The 26817-nt window shown below is 64.1% G+C and carries 26 protein-coding genes; 18 read left to right on the forward strand and 8 right to left on the reverse strand.

Annotated features, from left to right (window positions below; all coding sequences use genetic code 11):
• Nucleotides 1–16: 16 nt before the first annotated feature.
• The 4 genes from AC13FW_RS13345 to AC13FW_RS13360 all read right to left on the reverse strand — a co-directional run bounded on the left by AC13FW_RS13345 (nucleotide 17) and on the right by AC13FW_RS13360 (nucleotide 2934).
• Nucleotides 17–994, reverse strand: a complete 978-nt coding sequence (locus tag AC13FW_RS13345) for a zinc-binding dehydrogenase (RefSeq protein WP_482989383.1) — start codon at nucleotides 992–994, stop codon at nucleotides 17–19.
• A 97-nt stretch (nucleotides 995–1091) separates the two neighbouring features.
• Nucleotides 1092–1502, reverse strand: a complete 411-nt coding sequence (locus AC13FW_RS13350) for an organic hydroperoxide resistance protein (protein ID WP_482989384.1) — start codon at nucleotides 1500–1502, stop codon at nucleotides 1092–1094.
• A gap of 114 nt (nucleotides 1503–1616) precedes the next feature.
• A complete protein-coding gene (locus tag AC13FW_RS13355; protein WP_482989385.1) occupies nucleotides 1617–2294 on the reverse strand; it encodes a type 1 glutamine amidotransferase domain-containing protein in 678 nt (225 codons plus the stop codon).
• 10 nt (nucleotides 2295–2304) lie between these two features.
• Nucleotides 2305–2934, reverse strand: coding sequence for a TetR/AcrR family transcriptional regulator (locus tag AC13FW_RS13360; protein WP_482989386.1), 630 nt, complete (start codon nucleotides 2932–2934; stop codon nucleotides 2305–2307).
• A 627-nt stretch (nucleotides 2935–3561) separates the two neighbouring features.
• Between AC13FW_RS13360 and aroQ the strand changes: the two genes are divergently transcribed.
• Genes aroQ through accC form a run of 4 tightly spaced genes read left to right on the forward strand, consistent with a single transcriptional unit; the run spans nucleotide 3562 to nucleotide 6342 of the window.
• Nucleotides 3562–4008, forward strand: a complete 447-nt coding sequence (aroQ, locus tag AC13FW_RS13365; RefSeq protein ID WP_482989387.1) for a type II 3-dehydroquinate dehydratase — start codon at nucleotides 3562–3564, stop codon at nucleotides 4006–4008.
• Nucleotides 4005–4433 carry a lysozyme inhibitor LprI family protein gene (locus tag AC13FW_RS13370; RefSeq protein ID WP_482989388.1) on the forward strand — a complete coding sequence of 143 codons (429 nt, stop codon included), beginning with the start codon at nucleotides 4005–4007 and terminating at the stop codon, nucleotides 4431–4433. The genes aroQ and AC13FW_RS13370 overlap by 4 nt, the downstream gene beginning before the upstream one ends.
• A gap of 54 nt (nucleotides 4434–4487) precedes the next feature.
• A complete protein-coding gene (gene accB, locus AC13FW_RS13375; protein WP_296252015.1) occupies nucleotides 4488–4964 on the forward strand; it encodes an acetyl-CoA carboxylase biotin carboxyl carrier protein in 477 nt (158 codons plus the stop codon).
• A 10-nt stretch (nucleotides 4965–4974) separates the two neighbouring features.
• Nucleotides 4975–6342 (forward strand): acetyl-CoA carboxylase biotin carboxylase subunit, encoded by a 1368-nt coding sequence (gene accC, locus AC13FW_RS13380; RefSeq protein WP_296252012.1) that lies wholly within the window; start codon nucleotides 4975–4977, stop codon nucleotides 6340–6342.
• A gap of 256 nt (nucleotides 6343–6598) precedes the next feature.
• Here accC and AC13FW_RS13385 read toward each other — a convergent pair whose 3' ends face one another.
• Together AC13FW_RS13385 and AC13FW_RS13390 are read right to left on the reverse strand one after the other, a co-directional pair.
• Nucleotides 6599–6958 carry a hypothetical protein gene (locus AC13FW_RS13385; protein WP_282268884.1) on the reverse strand — a complete coding sequence of 120 codons (360 nt, stop codon included), beginning with the start codon at nucleotides 6956–6958 and terminating at the stop codon, nucleotides 6599–6601.
• Entirely contained in the window at nucleotides 6955–7896 is a 942-nt protein-coding gene (locus AC13FW_RS13390; RefSeq protein ID WP_296252009.1) for a hypothetical protein, read from the reverse strand. Before AC13FW_RS13390 ends, AC13FW_RS13385 begins: the two co-directional genes overlap by 4 nt.
• A gap of 148 nt (nucleotides 7897–8044) precedes the next feature.
• Between AC13FW_RS13390 and prmA the strand changes: the two genes are divergently transcribed.
• The 8 genes from prmA to AC13FW_RS13430 all read left to right on the forward strand — a co-directional run bounded on the left by prmA (nucleotide 8045) and on the right by AC13FW_RS13430 (nucleotide 16238).
• Nucleotides 8045–8959, forward strand: coding sequence for a 50S ribosomal protein L11 methyltransferase (gene prmA, locus AC13FW_RS13395; protein ID WP_282268888.1), 915 nt, complete (start codon nucleotides 8045–8047; stop codon nucleotides 8957–8959).
• 29 nt (nucleotides 8960–8988) lie between these two features.
• Entirely contained in the window at nucleotides 8989–9891 is a 903-nt protein-coding gene (locus tag AC13FW_RS13400) for a DUF3426 domain-containing protein (protein ID WP_482989389.1), read from the forward strand.
• Between the two features lie 99 nt (nucleotides 9892–9990).
• Nucleotides 9991–10263: a DNA-binding transcriptional regulator Fis gene (fis, locus tag AC13FW_RS13405; protein WP_057626401.1), complete on the forward strand. Its 273-nt coding sequence runs from the start codon at nucleotides 9991–9993 to the stop codon at nucleotides 10261–10263.
• Between the two features lie 357 nt (nucleotides 10264–10620).
• A complete protein-coding gene (gene purH / locus AC13FW_RS13410) occupies nucleotides 10621–12204 on the forward strand; it encodes a bifunctional phosphoribosylaminoimidazolecarboxamide formyltransferase/IMP cyclohydrolase (RefSeq protein ID WP_481549508.1) in 1584 nt (527 codons plus the stop codon).
• A gap of 22 nt (nucleotides 12205–12226) precedes the next feature.
• On the forward strand, nucleotides 12227–13054 hold the full coding sequence (locus AC13FW_RS13415) for a hypothetical protein (RefSeq protein WP_482989390.1): 828 nt from the start codon (nucleotides 12227–12229) through the stop codon (nucleotides 13052–13054).
• Nucleotides 13054–13464 carry a hypothetical protein gene (locus AC13FW_RS13420; RefSeq protein WP_296253879.1) on the forward strand — a complete coding sequence of 137 codons (411 nt, stop codon included), beginning with the start codon at nucleotides 13054–13056 and terminating at the stop codon, nucleotides 13462–13464. Before AC13FW_RS13415 ends, AC13FW_RS13420 begins: the two co-directional genes overlap by 1 nt.
• Nucleotides 13465–13485: 21 nt before the next feature.
• A complete protein-coding gene (gene purD, locus AC13FW_RS13425; RefSeq protein ID WP_482989391.1) occupies nucleotides 13486–14772 on the forward strand; it encodes a phosphoribosylamine--glycine ligase in 1287 nt (428 codons plus the stop codon).
• 527 nt (nucleotides 14773–15299) lie between these two features.
• Nucleotides 15300–16238: a VOC family protein gene (locus AC13FW_RS13430; protein WP_482989392.1), complete on the forward strand. Its 939-nt coding sequence runs from the start codon at nucleotides 15300–15302 to the stop codon at nucleotides 16236–16238.
• A gap of 45 nt (nucleotides 16239–16283) precedes the next feature.
• Here AC13FW_RS13430 and AC13FW_RS13435 read toward each other — a convergent pair whose 3' ends face one another.
• A complete protein-coding gene (locus AC13FW_RS13435; RefSeq protein WP_482989393.1) occupies nucleotides 16284–17885 on the reverse strand; it encodes an alpha/beta fold hydrolase in 1602 nt (533 codons plus the stop codon).
• Between the two features lie 365 nt (nucleotides 17886–18250).
• Between AC13FW_RS13435 and AC13FW_RS13440 the strand changes: the two genes are divergently transcribed.
• Both AC13FW_RS13440 and AC13FW_RS13445 read left to right on the forward strand, forming a co-directional pair.
• Nucleotides 18251–20365 carry a TonB-dependent receptor gene (locus tag AC13FW_RS13440; RefSeq protein ID WP_482989394.1) on the forward strand — a complete coding sequence of 705 codons (2115 nt, stop codon included), beginning with the start codon at nucleotides 18251–18253 and terminating at the stop codon, nucleotides 20363–20365.
• A gap of 99 nt (nucleotides 20366–20464) precedes the next feature.
• Complete coding sequence (locus AC13FW_RS13445; protein WP_482989395.1) at nucleotides 20465–21127, forward strand: hypothetical protein; 663 nt, start codon at nucleotides 20465–20467, stop codon at nucleotides 21125–21127.
• 180 nt (nucleotides 21128–21307) lie between these two features.
• On the opposite strand, the gene AC13FW_RS13450 is transcribed toward AC13FW_RS13445, so the two are convergent.
• On the reverse strand, nucleotides 21308–22585 hold the full coding sequence (locus AC13FW_RS13450; RefSeq protein WP_482989396.1) for an MFS transporter: 1278 nt from the start codon (nucleotides 22583–22585) through the stop codon (nucleotides 21308–21310).
• 176 nt (nucleotides 22586–22761) lie between these two features.
• Here AC13FW_RS13450 and AC13FW_RS13455 point away from each other — a divergent pair, with 176 nt between their 5' ends.
• From AC13FW_RS13455 to AC13FW_RS13470, 4 genes are read left to right on the forward strand one after another with little or no spacing between them, the layout of a single operon-like run.
• A complete protein-coding gene (locus AC13FW_RS13455; protein WP_482989397.1) occupies nucleotides 22762–23559 on the forward strand; it encodes a GntR family transcriptional regulator in 798 nt (265 codons plus the stop codon).
• The gene (locus AC13FW_RS13460; RefSeq protein WP_482989398.1) at nucleotides 23556–24851 is read left to right on the forward strand and encodes a 3-isopropylmalate dehydratase large subunit; all 1296 of its coding nucleotides are present in this window, start codon (nucleotides 23556–23558) and stop codon (nucleotides 24849–24851) included. Before AC13FW_RS13455 ends, AC13FW_RS13460 begins: the two co-directional genes overlap by 4 nt.
• Nucleotides 24848–25345, forward strand: coding sequence for a LeuD/DmdB family oxidoreductase small subunit (locus AC13FW_RS13465; RefSeq protein WP_296248532.1), 498 nt, complete (start codon nucleotides 24848–24850; stop codon nucleotides 25343–25345). Before AC13FW_RS13460 ends, AC13FW_RS13465 begins: the two co-directional genes overlap by 4 nt.
• Complete coding sequence (locus AC13FW_RS13470; RefSeq protein ID WP_482989399.1) at nucleotides 25342–26199, forward strand: hypothetical protein; 858 nt, start codon at nucleotides 25342–25344, stop codon at nucleotides 26197–26199. Before AC13FW_RS13465 ends, AC13FW_RS13470 begins: the two co-directional genes overlap by 4 nt.
• Nucleotides 26200–26817 lie beyond the last annotated feature (618 nt).

The raw sequence follows: 26817 nt of genomic DNA on the forward strand, positions 1-26817 counted from the left end.
CGGTTTTGACCAACCATCAAGGCCGCAACAACACCTTGCCCTTGCGCCCCGGCAACAAGCTCGCCGTCACCGCCTCCGCAACATCAGCCAGCCCGTAGATCGCCTGCACTGGCAATTCCAACTCGCCACTCAGCACACGCTGCAACAGCTCTCCCACCAAACGACGCTTGTTCTCCACAGACATCTGCTGGCTGACCTTGCTGCCCCAGAAGCCCTTCACCGTCGCCTGTTTGAAGATCAGGTCGCCGGAGGGAATCTGCATGGCTTCGCCGGCCATGGTGCCGAACGACACCAGCGTGCCGTTGTCACCCAGCAGTGACACCAGATCCGCACTGGCCTGACCGCCGATGGAATCGACTGCGGCGTGTGCGAGCGTTTCGCCTAGCAACGCCTGCGCGCGTGCCTTCCAATCCGGCTGTGCTGTCGACAGCACGTTATTGATGCCCAGTGCTTTGAGTTCGTCCACGCCTGCATCGCGACGCACGAGCCCGAGCACGTGTACGCCGCGTGCGGCGGCGAGCATGGCCAGGGTCTTGCCGACGGCGCCGTTGGCGGTGTTCTGCACGATCCATTGGCCGGGTTCGGCCTGCAGGAACTCCAACAGCATCAATGCGCTCAGCGGCATGGCGATCAGCTGCGCGGCGGCTTCATCGGCGATGCCGTCCGGTACCGGGATGACCATGCGCGCGGGCGCGATGAAGTATTCGGCCCAGGTGCCGTGCACCGAGGCGGCCATGACGCGCTGGCCAATGGTGATGCCTTCGACGCCCTCGCCCAGTGCTTCGATGATGCCTACTGCTTCGCTGCCGCCGATGGCCGGCAGCGTGGGCTTGTAGCCGTACTTGCCGCGTACGGTCCACAGGTCGTGGTTGTGGATGGGCGCGAGCAGGGTCTTGATCCGTACTTCGCCGGGGCCGGGCTGCGGGATGGGGCTTTCGCCCAAGGCCAGTACGTCGGCCGGTTCACCGAAGGTGGTGTGGATGGCGCTACGCATAGTTGTCTCCTGTTGCGGGTCAAAACCGGGGTCAGAGTGGGGTTTCGGAACGAAACCCCACTCTGACCCCGGTTTTGACTTGGCTTTTGATCTCGAATCAGAAGGCAGTGACAAGCAGCCGAACCACCACATTGCCGCGCGTGGCGTTCGAATACGGGCAGATCTTGTGTGCGGCTTCGACCAGACGCTGGGCGTCGGCTTGTTCCAGGCCCTTCACTTCAACGTGCAGGTCGATGTCCAGTGCATAGCCGCCTTCGGCGGTCTGGCCGATGCCCACTTCCACCGAGGTGGCGGTGCCGGCGGGCTGCAACTGCAGCTGCTTGGCAGCGACCGGCAAGGCGTTGTCGAAGCAGGCGGCGTAGCCGAGGGCGAACAGCTGCTCGGGGTTGGCGCCGGCCTTGTTGGAACCCGGCAGGGCCAGATCCAGGGCGAGGCTGCCGTCGTCCAGTGCGGTGCGGCCGGCGCGGCCACCGGTGGCGGTGGCGCGGGTTTTGTAGAAGATCTTCATTGCCGATTCCTTGTGGGGTGCGTGGAGTACGTCGGTGGAATGCAAATTCGGGGGCGTTGTTGATTGCGTGTTTCCCGGGTGCGCTTTGCTTACCCGGGCTACCAGTCATGCGGCTCAGGCGAGTTGAGCGAGCAGCGCCTTGGCGACGGCTTCGGAGCTGGCGGGGTTCTGGCCGGTGACCAAGCGGCCGTCGCTGAGCACGTAAGGCGCCCAATCCGGGCCCTTGCTGTAATTGCCGCCGAGGCGGGTGAACTCATCCTCGATCAGGAAGGGCACTACTGCGCTCAGACCGACGGCGTCTTCTTCGCTGTTGGAGAAGCCGGTGACCTTGCGGCCGGCCACCAGCGGCTTGCCGTCGGCAGCGCGTGCGGCGATCAGCGCGCCGGGGGCGTGGCAGACCAGGCCGAGCGGCTTGTTGGCGCGGTCGAAGGTTTCGATCAGGGCAATCGAATCGGCATCGCGGGCCAGATCCCACAGCGGGCCGTGGCCGCCGGGGTAGAACACCGCGTCGAACTTGGCGGCGTCGATCTGCTTCAGCGGCAGCGTGGTGGCCAGCTGCTGCTGGGCATCGCGGTCACCGCGGAAACGGTCGGTGGCGGGGGTCTGTGCATCGGGCTCATCGCTGCGCGGGTCCAGCGGTGGTTGGCCGCCGGCCGGCGATGCGAGGGTGATGGTGGCGCCGGCATCCTTGAACACGTAATACGGGGCGGCGAATTCCTCCAGCCAGAAGCCGGTCTTGTGCCCGGTGTCGCCGAGCTGGTCGTGCGAGGTCAGTACGAACAGAACATTCATGGCAGTGCCTTCAATGGGTGGGGGTGGAAAGTGCGACGGCGTTGCCGCACAACAACAGGTGTTCGGTGGCTTCGCGTGCCTGTTGCAGCGGCAGGCGGTCCTGGCTGAGCTTGGACAGCAGGGCCGCGCCCAACCACATCTGGTACAGCACGCGGGCGACATCCAGTGCGGGCTTGCCGTTCGGCAGCGAGCCGTCGGCGCGGCCTTCTTCGACCAATGCGGCGATACGTTGCAGCAGACGCTGCACGCCTTGGTCGAGCACGCGGCGCATGTCTTCGGAAAGGTCGGACACTTCGGCGGCCAGCTTCACCACCAGGCATTCCTCGGCCCAACCCTGCGCCGGATCGGCCGGGTCACGCGCCCAGGCGTCCCAGTAACGCATCAACCGCTCGCGGCCGTTGCCGTCGTCGGCCAGAAGCAGCTCTAGCTTGCGCCCGTAGTCGTCTACGTACTGTTGCAACAGCTCGCAGCCGAAAACTTCCTTTGACGCGAAGTAGTGATAGAACGAGCCCTTGGGCACGGCGCAGGCCTTGAGGATCTCCTGCAGGCCGAGGGCGGCAAAGCCCTTCTGCAGGACCAGCCGATAACCGGTGTCCAGGATGTGCTGGCGGGTGGCCTGGGCTTTGGGGGATAAGTTCATGAGGTGGAGCTTACTCCGAATAGACCGGTCGTCTATTAACCAGCGATTACTGACAGACGGTGGCTGGGCGCCGAGCAAAGATGGGGCACGGGGCCCTTGCCGCCCTTCTCCCGCTTGCGGGGTTAAGAATAGGCGTTTACGGGCCGTAGGCACGTGACTGTTTGTACGCCCCGCGTGCTACGCGGGGCCGGGGCGCGGAGCGAGGTGCCCCGGAGGGGCGGATGAGGGGAGCTTTGGCTTTGGCTTTGGCTTTGGCTTTGGCTTCATTGTTTGAAGCCAGGCGCGGATGCTCTCCCGCAAATCAAAGATGACTACTTCGCCCTGCCCTCACCCCAACCCCTCTCCCGCGGGCGGGAGAGGGGCTCTTGTCGTCGCGGGTCTTGGGGAAGGCCCAACTTCACTCATTTCCTCGCAAGTTCCGCGCATCGCGCAGGCGAACTACTCTTGGCCAGGCTGCTGCGGGTGCTTCCATGGTTTACCAAGACAGCCGTGAAGCACCGCACCGCAGGCTGCCCCGGCGCAGCCCCAAATTTCAAACAAACGATTAAAACACTGCTAATTTCGCCGAACTGGACAGCATTCCCCGCTTCCCTCACACTGCCGCCCTTCCCCGCCGACCCTTGGCACATGGCAAAACTGCTGGTCCTTCACGGCCCCAACCTCAACCTGCTGGGCACCCGCGAGCCCGACGTCTACGGCCACACCACCTTGGCCCAGATCGACGCTACGCTCGCTGCACAGGCACAGGCACAGGGGCACCAGAGCGAACACCTGCAGTCCAACGCCGAGCATGTGCTGGTGGACCGGGTGCAGGCTGCGCGTGCCGATGGAACCGCTTTCATCCTGATCAACCCCGCCGCCTTCACCCATACCTCGGTGGCCCTGCGCGATGCGCTGGCCGGGGTCGCGATTCCGTTCATCGAGATCCACCTGTCCAACCCGCATGCGCGCGAGCCGTTCCGCCAGCACAGCTATCTGAGCGACAAGGCCGTCGGCGTGATCTGCGGCTTCGGCGCCGACAGCTACCGCTATGCGATGGACGCCGCACTGGCGCGCGTGGGAGCGGCTGCGTGAACACGCTGCCGCGGTTGCTGACGGGTATGGCCGTGGTGTGTCTGCCGCTGGCGGCTGCCCATGCGCAGAACCTGGATCGCGCCGCCGAAGGCATCGACTGCGCGAACGTCACCAGCACGATGGAGAGCGACCTGTGCGCCTCCGATCGCGCCGCCGAGGCCGATGCGGTCTTGAACACCACGTACAAGCAGGCCCGCCGCCAGCTGCAGCAGCAGGCCGCCGATGGCAGTTGCACGCATTGCACCGACGCCGAGCAGCAGTTGATTGAAGCGCAGCGCGCCTGGATCCAGCTGCGCGACAAGGACTGCGACGCGGTCTACGCGTTCCACGCTGATGGCACCTCGCGCAACGGCGCGAAGATGCATTGCCTCACCACCCATGCGCAGGACCGTACCCGGCAGCTGCGCGACTTCTACGAACTTTGACCCGGGCGCACCACGCCTTCTCCTTACTGACTTACTGCAACCAAAGAGGCCCTCATGGATCTGCGCAAAATCAAGAAGCTCATCGACCTGCTGGAAGAGTCGAACCTGGCTGAAATCGAGATCAAGGAAGGCGAAGAATCCGTCCGCCTGTCGCGCAACCCGGTAGGCGGCTACGTCGCCGCGCCGGCACCGGTCTATGCCGCCGCCCCGGCTGCTGCCGCCCCGGCCATGCCGATGAGCGGCCCGACCGAAGCCTCCACCGGCGGCACCGCCAAGCCGGGCAACGCCCTGCCGGAAGGCCACGTGCAGCGCGCGCCGATGGTCGGCACCTTCTATTCCTCGTCCTCGCCGGACAAGCCGGCCTTCGTCAGCGTCGGCCAGACCGTCAAGGCCGGCGAAACCCTGGCCATCATCGAAGCGATGAAGATGTTCAACCCGATCGAGGCCGAAGTGTCCGGCACCGTGGTGGCCATCCTCGGCGAGAACGGCAGCCCGGTTGAATTCGACCAGCCGCTGTTCGTGATTGCCTGAGGCGCCGGCCATGCTGGATAAAGTCGTCATTGCCAACCGAGGTGAAATCGCGCTGCGCATCCTGCGCGCGTGCCACACCCTCGGCATCCGCACGGTCGCGGTGCATTCCACCGTTGACCGCAATCTCAAGCACGTGGCCATGGCCGACGAGTCGGTCTGCATTGGTCCGGCACCGTCGTCGGAGAGCTACCTCAACATCCCGGCGCTGATCGCCGCGGCCGAGGTCACCGACGCCCAGGCCATCCACCCGGGTTACGGCTTCCTGTCCGAGAACGCCGACTTCGCCGAGCGCGTGGAGCAGTCCGGTTTCATCTTCATCGGCCCGCGTGCGGAAACCATCCGCCTGATGGGCGACAAGGTTGAAGCCATCCGCGCAATGAAGGCTGCCGGCGTGCCGTGCGTGCCCGGTTCGGGCGGCCCGCTGGGCGAAGACATCGTCACCAACACCAAGATCGCCCGTGAGATCGGTTACCCGGTCATCATCAAGGCCTCCGGTGGCGGTGGCGGCCGCGGCATGCGCGTTGTGCACGCCGAAGGCGCGTTGAAGGCCTCCATCGAAACCACCAAGTCCGAAGCCAAGGCAGCATTCGGCAACGGTGAGGTCTACATGGAGAAGTACCTGGAAAACCCGCGTCACGTGGAAATCCAGGTGCTGGCCGACGGCCAGGGCAACGCCATCCACCTGGGTGAGCGCGACTGCTCGATGCAGCGTCGCCACCAGAAGGTGGTGGAAGAAGCGCCGGCACCGGGCATCACCTCCGAACTGCGCGAGCAGATCGGCAAGGTCTGCGTGGAAGCCTGCATCCGCATCGGTTACCGCGGCGCCGGCACCTTCGAGTTCCTGTTCGAAGACGGCAAGTTCTACTTCATCGAAATGAACACCCGCGTGCAGGTGGAACATCCGGTGACCGAGATGGTGACCGGTATCGACCTGGTTGCCGAACAGCTGCGCATCGCCTCCGGTCAGAAACTGACCATCAAGCAGAGCGACGTGGTGCTGCACGGCCATGCGATCGAATGCCGCATCAACGCCGAGGACGCGGAAACCTTCATTCCCAGCCCCGGCCTGATCACCGGCTTCTATCCGCCGGGTGGCCCGGGTGTGCGCGTTGATACGCACATCTACGCTGGCTACAAGGTACCGCCGAACTACGACTCGATGATCGGCAAGCTGATCGTGCACGGCCCGGACCGCGAAACCGCCATTGCCCGCATGCGGGTGGCACTGAGCGAGATGGTGGTGGACGGCATCAAGACCAACGTCGCGTTGCAGCAGCGCATCATGCGCGACCAGGGCTTCCAGGCCGGTGGACAGAACATCCATTATCTGGAAAAGCGCCTGGCCGAGCGCAAGACGCGTTCGATCGCGTTGACCTGATCGAGGGCAGCACCGGTAGTGCCGAGCCATGCTCGGCATGAAGGTCCAAAGGACCTTACCCCTCCCCAACCCTCCCCTTGGCTACGCCAAAGGGAGGGGGCAGAAATGTAGTGCCGAGCCATGCTCGGCATGAAGGCCCAAAGGACCTTACCCCTCCCCAACCCTCCCCTTCGCTGCGCGAAAGGGAGGGAGCAGAAACAGGTACAAAAAAAGGCGGGAATCCCCGCCTTTTTTTTTGCCTGATGGAAACGCCGGCTTACTCGGCCTCCACCACGCTACCCTTGAGCGGCTCGGTACCCAACGGCGAGGACGGATCAACCACCGTCACCGTTTCCACCGAACCATCCGGCCAGACGATCTGGAAGCTGCTGCCCGGCTGCAAGGTGTTGAACGGCATGCCGCTCTGCGCGCGATACACCGCTGCTGCCTGGGTTGCGCCAGCACGACGCAGGTCCGCATCGGACTTGACGGTGGTCAGCGTGATCTTGGACAGCGCTCGATAACGATCCTCAAAGGTATCGATCAGCACCACGCCGACCGCCCCCGCCGAATAAGCCACGAACAACACGACCCAGATCCAGAACTTTGCACCGTGCATGAAACGACGGTAATTCATTGCCCACCTCGTCGCGCTTTGCGCAAGCTATTGACCATCTCGTCCATCTTTTCAATGCCCTGCCGCGGAACTGCAGCGTCGTAAACAAATGACTGAAAATCCTGCTGGGGATCACGCGAACAGATCCCGCCATTGGCGCAATAGGCCACCATCAATGCACTGCCGGGGCCGCATGCCAGACCCAGCTGGCAGGCAGCCACCTGCCAGGCCAACTGACTGAACTGACTGCCGGCAACCATGCCCCTGTAGGCGTCGTCACCAGCGGCCGAGCTACCCATCGCCCCGGAAATCGCCAGGAAGGCTTCCGGATCCTGCGAGGACTGAACCCGCTCCACCAGCTCACGGCGGTATTCAGGGGTCTCGTTCAGCGGCTCACCCATCGACAACAGGGCTGCCTCGGCTGCCAGGTTGCCGGCCTTGGCCGAGGCCAGGCGCTCCTGCAGCAGGCGCGCGCGACCCAGTCCATCGGCAGCGGTGAAGCCCGCGCAACCCTGACGCACCTTGCCGCGGGCAGCCAGCATCGCGGAAATGACATCCAGGTCCATGCGCTGCAAGGCGGCGCTGTCCAGCGAGTAGCCCGAGGGATCCATCGCGAACACGCCGCAATAATCGTAGATGCGGCTGGCCATCCAGCCGGCCTCGGCATTGCCCGCATCCGCCGCAGCCTGCAGCTGCCGAGCATAGGCAAACAGATCGCTGCCGTTTTCAAAGGCGGCGCGCAGGTCAAGCGGCAAGCCCGCCGCCACGGCGGTGGACTGCTCAGGCACCGCAGTTGCCGCACGCAAGGTCGGCGCGCCCATTTCAGCGCCACTGACTGCAGCAACTTCCGCCGTGTCCCCATGCAGCAGGTTGCCGCTACGAACACCCAAGGCAACCATCAGCACCGCCGCAGGCAGCGCCAATAGATACCAGGGTTTTCTGGCCAGCAACGCGAGCATGGAAAGGCGACAGCCTGTTACCCAGTTTAGAGGGCGTTAATTCTATCAATACTGGACGCGGGGGCGGATGAACCAGCCAGCTGAACGCGCAATTGATGTCAGCCTCGTCTAGGATGCGTGCCCTGTCCCGCCGTTGCCGTACGCCGCCATGCCCTTCCTCGAACTGACCCTGCGCTGCACCGAAGCCACCCAGCCCCGCTACGAGAACGCCCTCGATGACGTCGGCGCACTGGCGGTGACCATGCTGGATGCCGATGCCGACACCAGCAACGAGCGCGCGATCCTGGAGCCGGGCGTGGGCGAAACCCCGCTGTGGAACGAGCTGACCCTGACCGCCCTGTTCCCGGCCGACACCAACGCGCTGGCGCTGCTTGCCGCACTGGAGTCATTCGACCCAGGCCTGGAGTGGACCCAGGCCAGTTTCCGCGCCGTCCAGGACGAAGACTGGGAACGCGCCTGGCTGGACCAATTCCAGCCGATGCAGTTCGGCCAGCGCACCTGGATCGTGCCGTGGAACCACGAACTGCCGGAAGCGGCACAGGCGGCCGACGCCGCCATCGTGCGGCTGGACCCGGGCCTGGCCTTCGGCTCCGGTACCCATCCGACCACCGCGCTGTGCCTGCGCTGGCTGGACCAGCTCTCAGCCGAGGGCAAGCTCGCCGGCAACACCGTGCTCGATTTCGGTTGCGGCTCGGGCATCCTCGCGCTGGCCGCGCTGAAGCTGGGTGCAGCCGCCGCAGTAGGTGTGGACAACGACCCGCAGGCGCTGATCGCCACCCATGACAACGGCGAGCGCAACGGCGTGCATATCGCCGCCTACCTGCCGGAAGACGAGCCGGTTGCCACCTACCCGATCGTGGTCGCCAACATCCTGGCCTCGGCACTGGACGCACTGGCCGAACTGCTGGCCGCGCGTGTCGCCGCTGGCGGGCAGATTGCCCTGTCCGGCATCCTCCACGGCCAGGAAGGCGAACTGCTGGAGCGCTATGCCGCCTGGTTCGACCAGCTTGAAGCCACCCAGGATGGCGACTGGATGCGCATCACCGGCGTGCGCCGTGCTTGAATGGGGCCAGTGCCTCAGCCAGCCCAGCCATGACTGACGAAACCACGCCTGCCCAGCCTTCCCTGGCCACCTTCCTGCAAGGTCCGGCCAAGCCGAGTACGCCGAAGCCAGACGCGCCTGCGGCGGCCACGAGCGATGACACCCAGGCAACGCTGGCGCTTGATCTGCCTTTGCCGGCGGATCAGGCCGAACGGGTGCAGCTTGACGTCGAGCAGACTGAAGTCACACAGGCCGAGTTCGAGCATGTCGAGGCAGAGCGTGCTGAAGTTGAACCGGCCGCCGCCGAGCGCACTGCAGAACCGCAGCTGGAGGCGGCGCAACCCGAGCTGGCCCTGTCGCAAGCTGCCGTCATCAGCGGCAACGCTGGCAGCGAGGACACGGAACCAACGGAAGACAACGCATCGCCCACTGTCCCAGCGCCCAGCTTCGCGCGCGCGAACCGCACGCATGCGGCACCGCCGGCCGACACGCCACGTTGGCAATGGGGACTGGTACTGGGACTGGCGCTGCTGCTCGGCCTGCAGATCATTCTTGCCGACCGCGCCACACTCGCCGCCGATGCAGGCACCCGGCCCTTGGTCAGCGGCCTGTGCAGCGTGCTGCGCTGCTCATTGCCGCCGTGGCATGAGCCCAGCGCGTTCAGCATGCTGAGCCGCGATATCCGCCCGGTGCCCGGGCAGGCCGGCGCCCTGCAGGTGCAGACCAGCTTCCGCAATGATGCGCGCTGGGCACAGGCCTGGCCTGCGCTGCGCCTATCGCTGTCCGATGCCGATGGCAGGGTGATCGGCCGGCGTACCCTGCAGCCGGCCGAATACCTCGGCGCTGGCGCGGATCCGCTGGCACGACTGGAGCCCGGGCAGAGTGCGCAGGTGTCATTCCGGTTGCGCGAACCGGCCGCCGCCACGGTCGCCTTCAGCTTCGAATTTCAGTAAACGCGGGCCAATGGCGTGGCAGGCCGACGGCCCACGCGCTAGACTCCCTCCCCCATGCCGGGCCAACGCGCCCGACCTTGCTGAACCCGGGAACTCTCCTTGAACGCTGCCCCCACCCGTCCTGACACCAGTCGTGGCGCTCCGAAGCCGCCGCTTCGCGAACACGTTGCCCAGTCCGTACGGCGCTACCTGCGCGATCTGGACGGCTGCGACGCCGACGATGTGTACGAGATCGTGCTGCGCGAGATGGAAATCCCGTTGTTCGTGGAAGTGCTGAACCACTGCGAAGGCAACCAGAGCCGCGCCGCGGCATTGCTGGGCATCCACCGCGCCACCCTGCGCAAGAAGCTGAAGGAATACGGGCTGGCGTAAGCCCTGGGCTGCCTGTAGTGCCGAGCCATGCTCGGCAGAAGCGTTACCGGTAATCCCCGCCGTCGTGCATTGCCGGGAAGGCCCCTTGCCGAGCATGGCTCGGCACTACAGTTGCATTGCTGGGAAGGCCTTTGCCGAGCATGGCTCGGCACTACGGTTGCATTGCTGGGAAAGCCCCTGCCGAGCATGGCTCGGCACTACACGTGCATTGCTGGGAAGGCCTCTGCCGAGCATGGCTCGGCACTACGGTTGCATTGCTGGGAAAGCCCCTGCCGAGCATGGCTCGGCACTACACCCTGCTTCTGTGTGACCGCGCGGCTACAATATGGGCCCGCTTCCGCTCCCCCCTGCCTCCCCATGTCTTCTGATCTGCTGCCCGTACGCCGGGCTCTGCTGTCCGTTTCCGACAAGACCGGCCTGATCGATCTGGCCCGTGCCCTGGCTGCCCGCAACGTCGAGCTGCTGTCCACCGGCGGCACCGCCAAGGCGATCCGCGAGGCCGGCCTGCCGGTCAAGGACGTGTCCGATGTCACCGGCTTCCCGGAAATGATGGACGGCCGGGTCAAGACCCTGCATCCGATGGTGCACGGCGGCCTGCTCGGTCGCGCCGGCACCGATGACGCGGTGATGGCAGAACACGGCATCGCCGCGATCGATCTGCTGGTACTGAACCTGTACCCGTTCGAATCAGTCACTGCCAAGGCCGACTGCACGCTCGCCGACGCGGTTGAGAACATCGACATCGGCGGCCCGGCAATGCTGCGCAGCGCGGCCAAGAACTTCGCCCGCGTCGCCGTGGCGACCAGCCCGGACCAGTACGACGCACTGCTGGCCGAACTGGCCAGCAACGACGGCAAGCTGTCCGCCGCCAAGCGCTTCGAGCTGTCGGTTGCCGCATTCAACCGCGTGGCCCAGTACGACGCTGCGATCAGCAACTACCTGTCGGCCGTGACCGACACCAGCGCTGCTGTGCCGGTGCGCAATGAATACCCGGCGCAGATGAATTCCTCCTTCATCAAGGTCATGGACCTGCGTTACGGCGAGAACCCGCACCAGAGCGGCGTGTTCTACCGCGACCTGTATCCGGTGCCGGGCACCCTGGCCACCTTCGTGCAGCTGCAGGGCAAGGAACTGAGCTACAACAACCTCGCAGATGCCGATGCCGCATGGGAATGCGTGCGTCAGTTCGACGTGCCGGCCTGCGTCATCGTCAAGCACGCCAATCCGTGTGGCGTGGCGGTGGCTGCCGATGTCGGCGCCGCTTACGAGATGGCCTACAACACCGACCCGACCAGCGCCTTCGGCGGCATCCTCGCCTTCAACCGCACGCTGGACGCGGCAACCGCCAAGACCATCCTCGACCGCCAGTTCGTCGAAGTGCTGATCGCACCGGACTACGAACCGGCCGCGCTGGACTACGCCACCAAAAAAGCCAACGTGCGCGTGCTGCGCATCCCGGCCGGTGATGCACGCAACAACTACGACACCAAGCGCATCGGTTCGGGCCTGCTGATCCAGAGCGCCGACAACCGCGGCATGAGCGCCGACGAACTGAAGACCGTCACCCAGCGCGCGCCGACCGCCGCTGAAACGCGCGACCTGCTGTTCGCCTGGCGCGTGGCCAAGTACGTCAAGTCCAACGCGATTGTCTACGCCAAGGACGAGCGCACCATCGGTGTTGGTGCTGGCCAGATGAGCCGTGTCTACTCGGCGCGCATCGCCGGCATCAAGGCGGCGGATGCAGGCCTGGTGGTGCCGGGCTCGGTGATGGCATCGGATGCATTCTTCCCGTTCCGTGATGGCCTGGATGCCGCTGCCGAAGCCGGCATCACCGCGGTGATCCAGCCTGGCGGTTCGATGCGTGACAACGAAGTGATCGCCGCTGCCGACGAACATGGCATCGCCATGGTGTTCACCGGCGTGCGCCACTTCCGTCACTGATTCCGTCACAGAGAGCTGGCACATGGCGACCAGGGTTTTCCCGCGTTTGATTTCCCTGCTCGCCGTCGCCCTGCTGGCTTCGTGCCAGCAGGGCACGCCCGCACAGAGCGACCCTGCTGCAGCGAAGCCGAAACCCAGCTACGAGGCTGGGGTGATGGCGGTACTGCAGGAGCGCTATGGCAGTGCCGTGCAGTTGCAGGGGCAATGGGCGCAGCAACTGAGTGATGCCGACCTGGGGCAGGCCCGCCCGGTGCATCGCGACATCTGCGCCGACCAGAGCATCAAGGTGCAGAACGGCAACTACCGCATGCTGGCAATCTGCACCACGTACGACGACGCCAGTCCGATTGAACTGGGCAGCACCGATTTCATTGTCCTGCAGCGCGCCGACGACGACGGCGTCAGCGTCGCCGCAGAACTGCTCGGCCAGGGCAGCGGCACCGGCGGCAAGCCGGGCAAGGTCAGCACGCTGCAGATCGGCGCAGATGCCTGGGCCTTCCAGGTCGACGACGAGCTGGTGGTGGTTGGCGCAGCAATGCGCAATCGCGCCTGGTACGTGTTCGACGGCGACAAGAAGCTGTCCAGCGCAGGCTGGCTGCGCAGCCATCTGGATGATCGCAACGCGATTGACTGCAATGGCTCCGGCAACTGTTCGCACGGCCGCCTGGACCTGAACTTCGATGCGGCACCCGACGACAGCCAGCCGCAGCTCGCTTACTGGCCGCTGCGCGTGCAGGAGAAAGGTCGGGGCTGTGCCGGTGCGGTGAACAAGAGCCACAGCATCGCCTACGACACCACGCAATCGCGCTACCTGATCCCTTCCACCATGCAGCTGGAGGCTTGCAACTGATGCGTAATGCCCTTCTCGCAGTCACCGCCGGCCTGTGTGCCGTCCTGCTCGCCGGCTGCGGCAACAGCACGCTGAGCGACGCCCAGCACACCGCGCTCGCCACGCTCGGCAAGCAATTGCCGGCGCCTTACCGCGATGGACTGGTGACCGCCTCGGCGCATCGCCATGGCAACGACATCGTGTTCGTGGTGAGCTTTCCCGGCGCCAGCGTGGCAATGGCCAAGGCCAAGCCTGACGTGTTCGAAGCACTGCGCCGTGACGAGGATGAAGCCATCACCGAGCTGTGCAGGGAACCGGCACTGCAGCCGGTCTATGCCGCCGGCGGCGGCGTGCGCCGGCGCTTCGTGGATGCCAGTGGCGCGACGTTCTTCGAAGTCACGCTGAAAGCCTCCCATTGCCTTCCCCATTGATGCCCCACAGGAACTGACCCCATGAAAATCCTCGTCATCGGCTCTGGCGGCCGCGAACACGCACTTGCCTGGAAGCTGGCGCAATCGCCGCGCGTAAGCGAAGTGATCGTCGCCCCCGGCAATGCCGGCACCGCCACCGAAGGCAGGTGCCGCAATGTCGCGATCAAGGTCAACGACATCGATGGCCTGCTGAAGCTGGCGCAGGACGAGTCCGTGGGCCTGACCGTGGTCGGCCCGGAAGTACCGCTGGTGCTGGGCGTGGTCGATCGTTTCCGCGAGGCAGGCCTGCGCATCTTCGGCCCGACCGCCGCTGCCGCGCAGCTGGAAGGCAGCAAGGCCTTCGCCAAGGACTTCCTGGCCCGTCACGGTATTCCTACCGCGTACTACGCCGTGCATACGGAAGTGGATGCCGCGCTGGCCTACCTGCATGAGAAGGGCGCGCCCATCGTGATCAAGGCCGACGGGCTTGCCGCCGGCAAGGGCGTGATTGTGGCGATGACGATGGAAGAAGCCGAGGCCGCCGTGCATGACATGCTCAGCGGCAATGCGTTTGGCGATGCCGGCGCACGCGTGGTGATCGAGGAATTCCTCGAAGGCGAAGAAGCCAGCTTCATCTCGATGGTCGATGGCCGCATCGCACTGCCGATGGCCACCAGCCAGGACCACAAGCGCGTTGGTGATGGCGATACCGGCCCGAACACCGGCGGCATGGGCGCTTACTCGCCGGCGCCGGTGGTGACCCCGGAAGTGCACGCACGGGTGATGCGTGAAGTCGTTGAACCGACCGTGGCCGGCATGATCGCCGACGGCGTGCCGTTCACCGGCTTCCTGTATGCCGGGTTGATGATCGATGCCGACGGCGCGCCGAAGGTGATCGAATTCAACGTGCGCTTCGGCGACCCGGAAACCCAACCGGTGATGCTGCGCCTGCAGTCAGACCTGGTGGATCTGGTCGAAGCGGCCATTGATGGCGCGCTCGCCGGTGTGGAAGCGCAATGGGATCCGCGTCCGTCATTGGGCGTTGTGCTGGCTGCCAAGCCCTATCCGGAAACGCCGATCACCGGTGATGTGATCAGCGGTTTGGGTGATGAGCCGGCCAGCGCCAAGGTGTTCCATGCCGGTACCGCGCTGGATGCTGACGGCAATGTCGTCAGCGCCGGTGGCCGTGTGCTGTGCGTTGCCGCCTTGGGTGACAGCGTTGGTGATGCGCAGAAGCATGCGTATGCAGGCGTTGCAAAAATCCATTGGGCCAACGAATTCCACCGCAACGACATCGGCTGGCGCGCGATCGCGCGCGAGCAGCAGTAAGCGAAACGCAAACGGTAGTGCCGAGCCATGCTCGGCAAGGGGCTCTACCGGCGATGCTGCAAAAGCCCCCCCCTCCCCAACCCTCCCCTGCACTGCGTGCAAGGGAGGGAGCGTAGTGCCGAGCCATGCTCGGCAGGGGCTCTACCGGTAACGCCGCAGAAGCTACCCCTCCCCAACCCTCCCCTGCACTGCGTGCAAGGGAGGGAGCGTAGTGCCGAGCCATGCTCGGCAGGATCTTTACCGGTAATGCCCCCTGCCGAGCATGGCTCGGCACTACATCTGAAGCCTTCCCGGTAATGCCCCTGCCGAGCATGGCTCGGCACTACATCTGAAGCCTTCCCGGTAATGCCCCTGCCGAGCATGGCTCGGCACTACATGTGAAGCCTTACCGGTAATGCCCCCTGCCGAGCATGGCTCGGCACTACACCTGTCCCCAGCCAGACCAGCTCCACTGGACAATTTGTCCGGACATATTGCAGGATCGGAACAGGTATGACCTTTCCACGTTCCTGATCCAGGAGTCCGGCATGTTGTCCGAAGTGAAGGCAGTCACCCTTGGCGTAAGCGATCTGCAGCGAGCCTGCGCCTTCTATGAGAACGCACTTGGTTACCGTGTACAGGCACGCGGGGCGCTGCACGCCGGACTGGCGCCGCTATGGCGTTTCGATGCCACGCTGCGCGGCGAGTACGCCGTCATCGCGCCCGACGACTCGGGATTGGGGAGGATCCGACTGGTCGCCTTCGACGCACCCGGGCAGCGGCTGTGGAACGCCGACAACCTCTACAACGGCAGCGGCTACTACGCACTCAACTTCCGCTGCGCGGATGCCCTGGCAACAATGCAGGCAATCACTGCGGCCGGCGGCAGCAGCGCGCATGAGCCCAGCTATTGGGAAGTCAGCGAGCAGGTCGCAGTGCGTGATTCAATCAATGATGATCCCGATGGCATCCGCCTTGACGTGTTCTCCTACGAGCGCGGCGGTGAGCTGCGTGGCCCACTGGACACCGATGTCAGCGTGGTGCAGACCATTGCCCTGGCCACCCGCGATGTAGCGCGCTCGGTAGCCTTCTACAAGGCGCTGGGTTTCGAAGTGTTGTTCGACCGCGTGCTCGACTTCCCCGAGCTGCAGACACTGCTGGGCACGGACCGGCCGGTGCGCATCCACAACGTCAACCTGATCAAGGACGGACACATCGTGCCCGGCCGTGTGGAGATGTTCGCCTATCTCGACATGCAGCACCTGCCCGATGCACCGCTGCGCGATGTCGCGGTGCCGCCGAATATTGGCATCCTCTCGGCCACACTGCTCAGTGATGCGCTGGACGCCGATGTGGAGCGGCTGCAGCAACTGGGCGCGCAGCTGATCGCACGTGACGTCCTCGATGTGCCCGGCTTCGGGCATTGCGCCATCGTCACCTTGCTCGGCCCGGATGGTGAACAGCTGGAGCTGCTGCAACCGGCCTGATGCGTGCACAGCGCAGCCGCCCTGAAGCGGCTGCGCTGTATCGGCTCAGCGTGCTGCCAGCTGTGCCGTCAACGCGGCGGTGCGCCCCTGATAGTCATCCTGGGGATCGGCATGCAACGTCACCGGCGCCTGCAAGGCCAGTAGTTCGCGCTCGATGTCCGCCACCGCAACGCCGGCAAACAGCACCGGCAACTGCGAACCAAGCCGCAACAGCTCGACCACATTGGCGTGCACCTGTGCGGTCTCCGGGCCCGCTACCAACCTGCGCGCGGCGGCGCTGGGCGCCAGCCACGGCCACAGCAGGTGGCGCTCACGCTCCCACTGCCAGACTTCGGCCATATGACCGCCGGCGGCGTGAATGGCAGGATCCGGCAACTGCGCGAGCAGGCGCTCGCACTCGCCAGCCCGCAGCAGCCACGGCTTGTGCAGCACCACCTCGCTCAGGCGCGTGCCCAACCATTCGGCCAGCGCGGGCACATACGCTGCCGCGCCTTCCTGTGCATGCAATGCAACGGCCTGATCCGGCGCCAGATCGGCAATTACCGCACGCAACGCCGTCTGCATGGTCTCCGCGCTCAACGGTGCGCTGATCTCGGCCGAGCCCGCGTGGCCAGGCAGCTCGATGGCGATCTGGGTACGTGCATCCTCCGGCAACGCTGACACCGGCAACGGTGCCTGTCCCGGCGCATGGATATGCAGCACGGCATCTGCAGTGCCGCGTCGCAGCCGCACCGCCACCTCGCCAAGCGCGGTGTCGATGACACGCCGTGTCCAGCCCTGCAGCTCACGTGCGGTCAGTTCCACGGGCGCGGCGGGCGGCACGGCGTATTGCTGCAGGATCGTGTCCATGCGCCCATGCAGGCCCTCCACACCGCCGGGCTCTTCCACGCTGATCACGTTGTCCGGCAATGCGGGCAGGCGTTGCCGATGGCTCAGCAGCACATCATCGTGCCGGTAGATCAGCCAGGCCGGGCAACACAGCTCGCCAACGCGTTGGCGCTCGCTATAGCGGAACGCGGCGCCATAGCCGCTGCGGTAGTTGTCGCCCACATCGAGGATGTCCATCGCCGCCTCGTGCGTGCCCTGCGCGCTATACGGCTGCAGTGCAATCGCGCACTCGACGGATGGATCGCACCATGGAAAGAAGTACAGCTGCTCACGCATGCGCGACCACAGCCAGCGCAGGTGCGCGCCATCCCATGTCGGCAGGAATACCGGGAGGTACTTGTCGCTGTAGCGTGCGCGCTCGGCATCGTTGAACAACGCGTAGCCATCGATGATCAGGCAATGCAGGCGCTGTGGCGCCATCCACGCCAGATGCATGCCGATCAAACCGCCGGTGTGCATCCCGAACAGAGCAAAGCGCTCGATACCCAGCGCATCGGCAAACTCCAGGGTGGCTTCGGCAAAACGATCGATGCCCGGTGAAGCATCCGCCAATGCATCGGAATAGCCAAAGCCCGGAGTATCCGGTGCGATCACCGTATAGCGATCGGCGAAGCGCCCGATCATCTGCAACCACATGCGCGAGTTCTGTGGCGACTGATGCAGCAACAGCAGCACCGGCCCCTGCCCTGCATATCGGTAATGCACGGTGCGATCACCGATGCGGATGAACTGGCGACGGACGGACGTTGCGGTCTGCATGGGCGTAATCACGGTGGCCGATATGACTATTGTTATATCAATAAATCAATCAAGCCTGCGTACTGAGCGGCCTGCCAAAGCGCCGGTTTGCAGTGTGTGCTGCATTTGCAGCACACACTGCAAATGACCTATCGACCACACCTATAGGACAAACAACCATTCCCATTCATTTTTATAAAAGTCATTTATTTCAACAGGATGTCGTCATTTCCAGCGTTCGGCAGCGGGCGTAAAAAACCTGCAATAGTCCTGTTGATTGTCCGGACAAATGGCGGAATACTCCTTAGGAAGCATTGATATATCTATATGTCCTTGCTTTCCCCCACCCGACCGAGCTTTTCCTTCATCACGCTACGAGGCGAGTCATGAAAGATGTTCTGTACCGGAGTGCGTTAACAGTTGCGATCATGACGGCCATCGGCAGCGGCGATGCCTACGCCCAGTCGTCCGACAAGGATGCTGTGCAGCTTGACCAGGTAAGCGTGACCGCCCAGCGTCGCGAAGAACAGATCCAGAAGACCCCGCTCAGCATGAGCGTGATCAGTGGCCCGGCGCTGGATCGCATGCAGATCAAGCGCGTGGACGACATCAAGTTCACCACGCCCAACATCATCATCGAACAGAACACCGGCACCAGCTCCGGCGCCAAGATCATCATGCGCGGTGTCGGCGCCGATGAGTCGATGTTCACCAACGATCCGGCGGTGGCACTGTACATAGACGACGTCTACATCGCCCGCCAGAACGGCGCGATGTTCGACCTCTACGACGTGGACCGCATCGAAGTGCTGCGCGGCCCGCAGGGCACGCTGTACGGCCGCAACGCCACCGGCGGCGCCATCCGCTACATCTCGAAGAAGCCGACCGGTGAGGAGAAGCTGAGCTTCGATGGCAGCATCGGCAACTTTGGCCGGTTCGATGGCCGCGCGATGTTCACCACCCGCATCGGCGAGACGCTCGACGTCTCGGCGGCGGTATTGAGCCGCAATCGCGACGGCATCATGCATAACATCACCAACAACCGCTGGGTCAATGACCAGGACGTGCTGGCCGGGCGCCTGGCCTTCGCCAGCACCTGGGGCGAGTCGTCCTATGCGACGCTGAGCATCGATCGTCTGCGCGAGCGTTCCACCCCGGCCTGGGGCACGCCGGTTGCGCTGGACACCACGACCGACACGGTCTCGCCGAAGCTGGGCAGTTACTACAAGACCGAAACTGACACGCGCGGCCTCAACGATCTGGATCAGTTCGGCATTGCGCTGACCAACGAAACCGACTTCGGCGCATTCTCCTGGCGCAGCATCGCCCACTACCGCACCCTCGAGCACCATTTCTACATGGACGTCGATGGCACCAGCCAGATGCGTTACCACCTGGAACAGGACCAGAAGCAGAACCAGAAGGGCTATGAAGCGCAGTTCACCTCGCAGCTGGACGGTCCCTTCAGCTGGGTGGCCGGTGTGTTCGCGTTCTGGGAACACAACAACCAGCCGACCCGCAACGACATCTTCACCCGTGGCGGTACCAACTTCGTCGAGCAGGACACCTCGGCCTATGCGCTGTATGCGCAGGGCGACTACAAGTTCAACGACAAGCTGACCTTGACCCTTGGCGGGCGCTACAGCTACGAGAACAAGGACTTTTCGGTGCGCTCGGTGAAGGCCAACGGCGATCCCAACTACAGCAAGGCGCTGGAGAAGAGCTGGAACCGGCCTGACTGGAAAGTGCTGCTGTCCTATGACTTCAGCGACAACGTGATGGGCTACGCCAGCGTCACCACCGGCTTCAAGAGTGGCGGTTTCAACGGCCGCGGCACCACCTATGCCACGGTGACACCCGTCGACGCGGAGACGCTGCGTGCTTACGAAGTTGGCGTGAAATCCACGCTGTGGGACAACCGCCTGCGTTTGAACGCCGATTACTACCGGCTGGACTACGATGGCATCCAGTTGACCGCGGTCAACTCGGACGGCGTGTTCGTGATGACCAACGCCACCGGCGCACTGATCCAGGGCATTGAAGTCGAAGCGCAGGCGCAGCTGACCAGCAAGCTGCGCGTGGACGCCAGCATCGGCACCATCGACGGCGAGTACAAGGACTATGCGGCGGTCAATGCCGCCTACTTCAGAGGCCGCTCGATGAAGAGCTCGCCGGACATGCAGTGGACCCTGGCAGGCACCTACGTGCAGCCGGTTGGCAATGCCGACCTGGTGTTCAGTGCGCAGGCGCGGCACACCGATGAGTACTACCAGAACCAGGACACTTCGCGGTTGATCATGACCCGCGCCAACACCGAGTACAACGCACGCATCTCCTATGAGCCACGCGATGCCAACTGGTCGGTGGCGGCATGGGGCAAGAACCTCGGCGACAAGTTCTATTCCACCGGTGGCTTTGATATCGCCGGGCTGGGCATCGGCGTGATCTACCCGAACGTGCCGCGCACCTACGGGGTCGAGTTCAAGTACCGCTTCTGGTAAGCCTTCACTACATGCTGCACCCATCGCTCCCGACCGGGAGCGATGTTTTTTACGGATAACGATGCTCCCAACCGGGAGTGATGTCTTCTGGAGACCACGATGGACTATCAACTGCTGTTGCTGCTGCACCTTCTGATCGGCGGCTATTGGCTGGGCGGCGACCTGGGTGTGTTCTACATCGCTGGCAAGATCGCCGACCCTGCACAACCACTGCCGGTGCGGCTGTTCTCGGCAAAGGCGATGATGCTGCTGGACATGATCCCGCGTACCTGCCTGATCATGGCCCTGGGCACCGGCCTGACCATTGCCACCAAGGCCGGGCTGCTGCCCCTGGATGGCTGGTTGTGGTTGGTGTGGGTGGGCACGCTGGCATGGCTGGGCCTGGCCTGGGCGGCCTTCATCAAGGAGCATTCGGCCAGCGGCCTGCGCATCGCGCGCGTGGATTTCTACCTGCGCCTGCTGGTGCTGGTCGGCTGTGTTGTGGCCGGCATCGATGCGCTCAGCGACGGTGGCTATATCGCGCAGAGCCGCTGGTTGGGAGCCAAGCTCATCCTGTTCGCCAGCATCATCAGCATGGGCCTGCTGGTGCGCATCCAGCTGCGGCCGTTTGGCCCGTTGTTTGGCAAGGTGGTGACCGGCACCGCAAGCGATGCCGAGCAGCAGTCACTCAAGCAGCTGGTGGCGAGAGTGAAGATTCCGGTGCTGTGCATCTGGTTGATCATTCTGGTGATCATGGCGCTGGGCAAGCTCAAGCCATTCTGAGTTGCAATGCATGCTGTGAATGACAAAGGCCCGCTTGCGCGGGCCTTTGCTTTGACGACGTCGCACAGCCTTGCTTTTGTGGGAGCGGCGTAAGCCGCGAAGCAAGCACATGTTCAGACGGCAGGTATGCAGAGCGCTCCAGCAACATCAGCTTCGCGGCTTACGCCGCTCCCACAAGCCTCAAGCCATACTGCGCGCGATCGCAGACTCCGCTTTCCTCGCCTCGCCGCCTGCTCCGACAAACGCCAGCCTCCGCTCATCGCGCACGAAGAACGAGGCCAGCAGACCAATCGCCACCAGCACCGCGATCAGCGTGAACGCAACGTGGTAGTTGCCGAAGTGATCGAACATCACCGCGGTCAGCCAGATGCCCAGCCCGGCAGACGTAGCATCCATCAACGAGATCGTGCCGAGGATCTTGCCGGCGGCGCTGAGCCCGAATGCCTCGACGATCTGCAGCTGCAGGATCGCGTACAGGCCACCCCAGCCCAGGCCCATCACGATCAGCCCACTCCACAACAGTTCACGCTGCTGCAGGGCGATGATCATCGAGCCCAGCGCCATCAGTGCAACGTTGCAGACGAATACTTTCTTCGAGGTCGTCATGTCGGCGAGGAAACCAAACAGGAACTTGCCGACCATGCCCAGGCCGAACAGCAGGAACATGCCATCTCCCGCCTGCTCGCCGCTGAAGCCCAGGTCCTTCATGTTGAGGATCAGGTGCGAGGACAGCGACATGATTCCCCAGAACGTGGTCACCGCCACGACGGCCAATGCCCAGAATGTGCGGGTACGCAGCGCCTGCCGGTAACTCAGGTCGGGCAAGCTGCTGGCACGCCCCGGTGCGCTGTTGTCGCTTGCCTGACCATCTCCCCAGGGACGCAGGCCGTTGCCACCGGGCGAACGAACCAGCGCCAGGCAGAGCACGAACAAGACCACGGGTATCACTGCCATCAGCAGGAAGCTGCCCCGCCAACCATGCTCCGGCAGCAAGCCGATGATGATCTTGGGCACCAGCATTCCGCCCAGGCTGCTCCCCACCAGCGCAATCCCCAGCGCCGTGCCGCGCCGCGTCTGGAACCACTGCGACACCATGATCACCGCAACGCACAGGCCACTGCTGACCACTACCGCGGCAAAGCCGACATGGATCAGGTACACGTGGGTGATGGAGTGCACCTGTGAGTAGGCGGCGTACAGCACTGCCAGCAGCAGGCTGCCAAACAAGGCCAGGCTGCGTACACCGACGCGGTCGATCAAGGCGCCGACAAAGGGTGACATCAGCGCTGCCAGCAACAGGTTGAACATGTCGCGGAACTTGAGCTGGCCACGGCTCCAGCCGAATTCGTCCAGCAGCGACGGATCGAAGGCGGTGATGCCGGTCATGGTCATGCCATTGGAGATCGCCAACATCAGCATGGCCACGATGCAGATCAGCCACGGGTAGAAACGTTTCATCGGTACACCTGCTGCGAAAGGGTGAACGGGGAACGCATGGCACTGGACTAATGTCCGGACAAAGAATGGCACAGACCGGACGTCGGATATAGCCCCGGGAGCCGATTGCAGTCGGCCTCAAATATAGTTATATAGATATATCATTAAGATTATCGCGAGCCCGCCGGACCCACGCCATGGACCCGTTCACCACACAATCCCTGGAAGGCATCCTCCGCCGCGACGTGCATGCGCCGCTCTACCACCAGTTGCAGGGCTTCCTGCGCGGTTTGATCGAGCGCGGCGAGATTGGCGACGGCGAGCAACTGCCTCGCGAAGAGGAACTGGCCCGGCGCCTGCGCATCTCGCGCGTCACCGTGCGCCAGGCGCTGCAGTTGCTGGCCAGCGACGGACTGCTGGTGCGCCAGCGTGGCCGTGGTACCCGCGTGGTTGGCGGCGGCGCGCGCAGCTCGACCATCCCGATGCCATTGAAGACACCCTTGGGCGAACTGCTGCACAGCCTGGATACGCTGGCCGGCAATACCCAGGTCCGCCTGCTCGGCTGGGAACGCGTGCTGCCACCGCAGCCGGTCCGCGACCTGTTCGGCACTGGACCCGCGCAGACGCTGGTGCGCTGCGTGCGCGTGCGCAGCCGCCACGGCCATCCGTTCGGCTACTACGCCAGCTGGACCCGCACCGCACACCCTGAGTTCAACGCCGAGAACCTTGCCTATGGCTCGCGCATCGAGCTGTTCCGCCGCTGTGGCATCGAGGTGATGAAAGTGCAGCAGACCGTTTCCGCCACCCGCGTCGACGCATTGGCGGCGATGCACCTGCAGATGTCGACCGGGCAGGCGGTGATGACGCTGGACAGACGCTCCTTCAATGCCGACCAACAGCTGCAGGATCTGCTGGAAATCCAATACCGCCCGGACCAGCTGCGCTACCAGATGCGCATGGACTACGAAACCGATCACCCGGAGGCGAGCGCTTGAGTACCACCGTGAGTGCAGGCCCGGCTGCAACCCTTGCAGAAAAGATCCTCGCCCGCGCATGCGGACGCGAGGCGGTGCGTGCTGGTGAGATCCTCACCGCCAGACTCGACCTGCTGATGATGCATGACTCCGGCGGTCCGCGCCGGGTCGCCTCACGGTTGGAAAAGCTTGGTGCCAAAGTGTGGGACCCGAACAAAGTCGTGGTGGTCTCCGACCATTTCGTACCGGCGGTGGACATGGAAAGCGCCGACATCCTCGCACTCACCCGCAAGTGGGCGCAGGCACAGGGTGTTACCCACTACGACATGCTCGGCATCTGCCACGTGGTGCTGCAGGAACACGGCCATGTGCAACCAGGCATGTTCTGTGTCGGCGGTGACTCACATTCGCCAAGCGGTGGCGCCTTTGGCGCCTTCATGGTCGGCATGGGCGCCACCGATATCACGGGCGCATTGGTCACCGGCGAAGTCTGGCTGCGCGTGCCACAGACTACCCGCGTGCAGTTGGACGGCGTACTCGGCCACGGCGTCAGCGCCAAGGACGTGATGCTGATGCTGTGCGGCCAACATGGCATGGGCAACGAAGGCCAGGTGTTCGAATACGGTGGCAGCGCGGTGCAAGCGATGCCGATGCACGAGCGCCTGACCCTGTGCAACATGGCCGCCGAACTCGGCGCCGAAACCGGTATCGTCGAACCGGACGCAACCACCCTGGCTGCGCTGGAGCGGGCCGGCAAGCCCTTCCACGGTGAGCTGGCGCAGTGGCGCAGCGATACCGGTGCCAACTACCTGCACCACTACCGCTATGACGCCACGCAGATCGCGCCGCATGTGGCCGCGCCGCACAGCCCGGCAAACAGCCGTCCGGTCGGCGAACACGGCAAAGTGCATATTGACCAGGCATACATTGGCGCCTGCACCGGCGCCAAACTCACCGACCTGCGCATGGCTGCCGAAGTATTGAAGGGCCGCAAGGTCGCCAAGGGAACGCGCCTGCTGATCGCACCAGCCTCGGTGGCGATGACGGCACAGGCGGCAGCCGAAGGCACCCTGGCGACGCTGACCGAAGCCGGTGCCATCCTGCTGCCGTCCGGCTGCGGCGCCTGTGCCGGCATGGGCGCGGGCATGCTCAGCAGCGGTGAAATCTGCATGTCCACCACCGCGCGCAACTTCAAGGGCCGCATGGGCTCGGCCGAGGCACAGGTCTACCTGGGCTCGCCATACAGCGTCGCTGCAGCTGCGGTGAAGGGCGAAATCTGCGATCCGCGAGAGCTGCTGGGAGAGAAGGTTTGAACGTCCGTGGCAAGGCCTTCGTGTTTGGCGACCGCATCGATACCGATGTGCTGGCGCCCGGCCCCTATATGCGCGAACCGATGAGCGTGCTCGCCAGCCACTGCCTGGAAGCGGTGGATCCGGCATTCGCCAGCGAGGTGCGCCGCGGCGACATCGTGGTCGGCGGCGACTCCTTCGGCATCGGTTCCTCGCGCGAGCAGGCGGTACAGGCGCTGGCCGAGCTTGGCGTGGGTGCCATCATCGCCAAATCGTTCGCACGGATCTTCTATCGAAACGCGCTCAATCTAGGCGTTCCCGCGCTGGTTTGTGCGACGCTTGAAGCATCGCGCGGCGACGAACTGGAAGTACGGCCGGTGGAGGGACGCATCATCAATCACAGCACGGGTCGCGAATTCGACTGCGAGAAGATTCCCAACGAGTTGATGGCCATCGTTGCCGGCGGCGGGCTGATGCCGTGGCTGGAGCGCAAGCTGGCGGCGGAGCGGCGCACATGAACGCGCCGCATTTAAAACAGGGCATCATCCACGCGACCCTGATTGCACCGGACCTGCGGCAGGTCTGCGATGCCTATGTCACGCAGTTGGCTATGCAGGTGCGGCAGCGCGGGACACTGAGCTCCGAGGATGCCGCCGCACTTGATCTGACGGACCTGATCGGCGCGCCGCTGGCCTGGCTGGCCAACAGCGCAGGCGAGCCGGTGCTGCGGGTGATTGAAGACCCACAGGCAATCGTTGCCGAACCCATGTTCCGCCATGGCTGGTTGTCGCTGGAAGTGCTGGTTGGCGATATCGATTCGCTGGCCGCCGGCTTGCAGCCGCCATTCAAGGTTCTGGGTCCAGCCGCCAACCTGGAGCTGAGCGATGCCATCCGCGCCGCGCAGGTGCTTGGACCGTGCGGCGAACTGCTCTACCTCACCCAGATCAAGGCGCCGGTGCCGCCGTTCGACCTGCCGATGACGGACGCGACGGTTGCAAGCACCTTCATCGGAGTGATGACCACGCCGGATCGTGATGCCTCGCAACGTGCCTGGTCTGCGTTGCTGGGCGCCAAAGGCTGGGCCTTCGATACAAAAATCACCGTGCTCAATCGTGCCTATGGCAAGACCTTGGACGGACGCTACCCGGTGGCGGTGGTGCCGATGCCCGGGCAGTGCATGGTGGAGATTGACCAGGTGGATCTGCCTGTTGTCTCCAACGTGCGATATGCAGGGCAGTACAGTTTGGCGCTACGTCTTCCGGCAACGAGTGACAACATGCTGCTCGCTGTTGGTTGGCAGGTGTCGGTTGTCGGTGAACAACGGAGCCTGCGCGGACCCGCCGGGGAGCATGTTCAACTGCTCGCGGGGTAGTCGCCGATACTACACATCAACACGATCGCTTCGCCTGCGCTGTTGCGGGCTGAGCCACGTCATGGCTGCGGCATGCCAATAAGGGTGGCTTTCTGCAGTTAACGAAGTTTCCCTACCATTGAGCCAACGTTCGACCAGCCGTCGCTGTGGCAATTTCCTGAATCCAAACAAGTCTCTGAAGTCATAGATTCCTTTCAGCCCTATTCGTGGGTTCGGAAAGGCTCTCTCATGTGCTTATGGATCAGAGCAAGCGCGTTTCTTTTGGTTCTCATACCAGCAACAGCATCCGCCAGATGCCCAACCGTGCGCCCGGTATCTGCGTCGATTCCCAACACTCCTTTGTTCCTCGCACCCGCAGCGAGCCCGCTCCCTGGTTATGACGCTCCCGAAAACTTCAGCGTCTATGATGCGCCAACTCTGATGATATGACGCGAAAGCTTGCTGCTCTCGAGAAGCTCAACGGCATCAGGCCAAAGGGTTCACTCTGGCTGGTCCGCTACGGTCACGGAGACTGGCAGTTGTGGCAGGTAACCAATCCCCTCTTCTCGGACAAAGGACTGATGCCTGCCAGCCCATGCATGAGCGCAAGCTGATTCTTTGATGTGTCCTCCTGATGAC

The sequence above is a fragment of the Stenotrophomonas sp. 21LCFQ19 genome (genome assembly GCF_056861425.1).

Bases quoted from the DNA above. Each gene is read 5' to 3' on its own strand.
- AC13FW_RS13345 (WP_482989383.1), bottom strand. From the start codon at position 994: ATGCGTAGCGCCATCCACACCACCTTCGGTGAACCGGCCGACGTACTG.
- AC13FW_RS13350 (WP_482989384.1), bottom strand. From the start codon at position 1,502: ATGAAGATCTTCTACAAAACCCGCGCCACCGCCACCGGTGGCCGCGCC.
- AC13FW_RS13355 (WP_482989385.1), bottom strand. From the start codon at position 2,294: ATGAATGTTCTGTTCGTACTGACCTCGCACGACCAGCTCGGCGACACC.
- AC13FW_RS13360 (WP_482989386.1), bottom strand. From the start codon at position 2,934: ATGAACTTATCCCCCAAAGCCCAGGCCACCCGCCAGCACATCCTGGAC.
- aroQ (WP_482989387.1), top strand. From the start codon at position 3,562: ATGGCAAAACTGCTGGTCCTTCACGGCCCCAACCTCAACCTGCTGGGC.
- accB (WP_296252015.1), top strand. From the start codon at position 4,488: ATGGATCTGCGCAAAATCAAGAAGCTCATCGACCTGCTGGAAGAGTCG.
- accC (WP_296252012.1), top strand. From the start codon at position 4,975: ATGCTGGATAAAGTCGTCATTGCCAACCGAGGTGAAATCGCGCTGCGC.
- AC13FW_RS13385 (WP_282268884.1), bottom strand. From the start codon at position 6,958: ATGAATTACCGTCGTTTCATGCACGGTGCAAAGTTCTGGATCTGGGTC.
- AC13FW_RS13390 (WP_296252009.1), bottom strand. From the start codon at position 7,896: ATGCTCGCGTTGCTGGCCAGAAAACCCTGGTATCTATTGGCGCTGCCT.
- prmA (WP_282268888.1), top strand. From the start codon at position 8,045: ATGCCCTTCCTCGAACTGACCCTGCGCTGCACCGAAGCCACCCAGCCC.
- AC13FW_RS13400 (WP_482989389.1), top strand. From the start codon at position 8,989: ATGACTGACGAAACCACGCCTGCCCAGCCTTCCCTGGCCACCTTCCTG.
- purH (WP_481549508.1), top strand. From the start codon at position 10,621: ATGTCTTCTGATCTGCTGCCCGTACGCCGGGCTCTGCTGTCCGTTTCC.
- AC13FW_RS13415 (WP_482989390.1), top strand. From the start codon at position 12,227: ATGGCGACCAGGGTTTTCCCGCGTTTGATTTCCCTGCTCGCCGTCGCC.
- AC13FW_RS13420 (WP_296253879.1), top strand. From the start codon at position 13,054: ATGCGTAATGCCCTTCTCGCAGTCACCGCCGGCCTGTGTGCCGTCCTG.
- purD (WP_482989391.1), top strand. From the start codon at position 13,486: ATGAAAATCCTCGTCATCGGCTCTGGCGGCCGCGAACACGCACTTGCC.
- AC13FW_RS13430 (WP_482989392.1), top strand. From the start codon at position 15,300: ATGTTGTCCGAAGTGAAGGCAGTCACCCTTGGCGTAAGCGATCTGCAG.
- AC13FW_RS13435 (WP_482989393.1), bottom strand. From the start codon at position 17,885: ATGCAGACCGCAACGTCCGTCCGTCGCCAGTTCATCCGCATCGGTGAT.
- AC13FW_RS13440 (WP_482989394.1), top strand. From the start codon at position 18,251: ATGAAAGATGTTCTGTACCGGAGTGCGTTAACAGTTGCGATCATGACG.
- AC13FW_RS13445 (WP_482989395.1), top strand. From the start codon at position 20,465: ATGGACTATCAACTGCTGTTGCTGCTGCACCTTCTGATCGGCGGCTAT.
- AC13FW_RS13450 (WP_482989396.1), bottom strand. From the start codon at position 22,585: ATGAAACGTTTCTACCCGTGGCTGATCTGCATCGTGGCCATGCTGATG.
- AC13FW_RS13455 (WP_482989397.1), top strand. From the start codon at position 22,762: ATGGACCCGTTCACCACACAATCCCTGGAAGGCATCCTCCGCCGCGAC.
- AC13FW_RS13470 (WP_482989399.1), top strand. From the start codon at position 25,342: ATGAACGCGCCGCATTTAAAACAGGGCATCATCCACGCGACCCTGATT.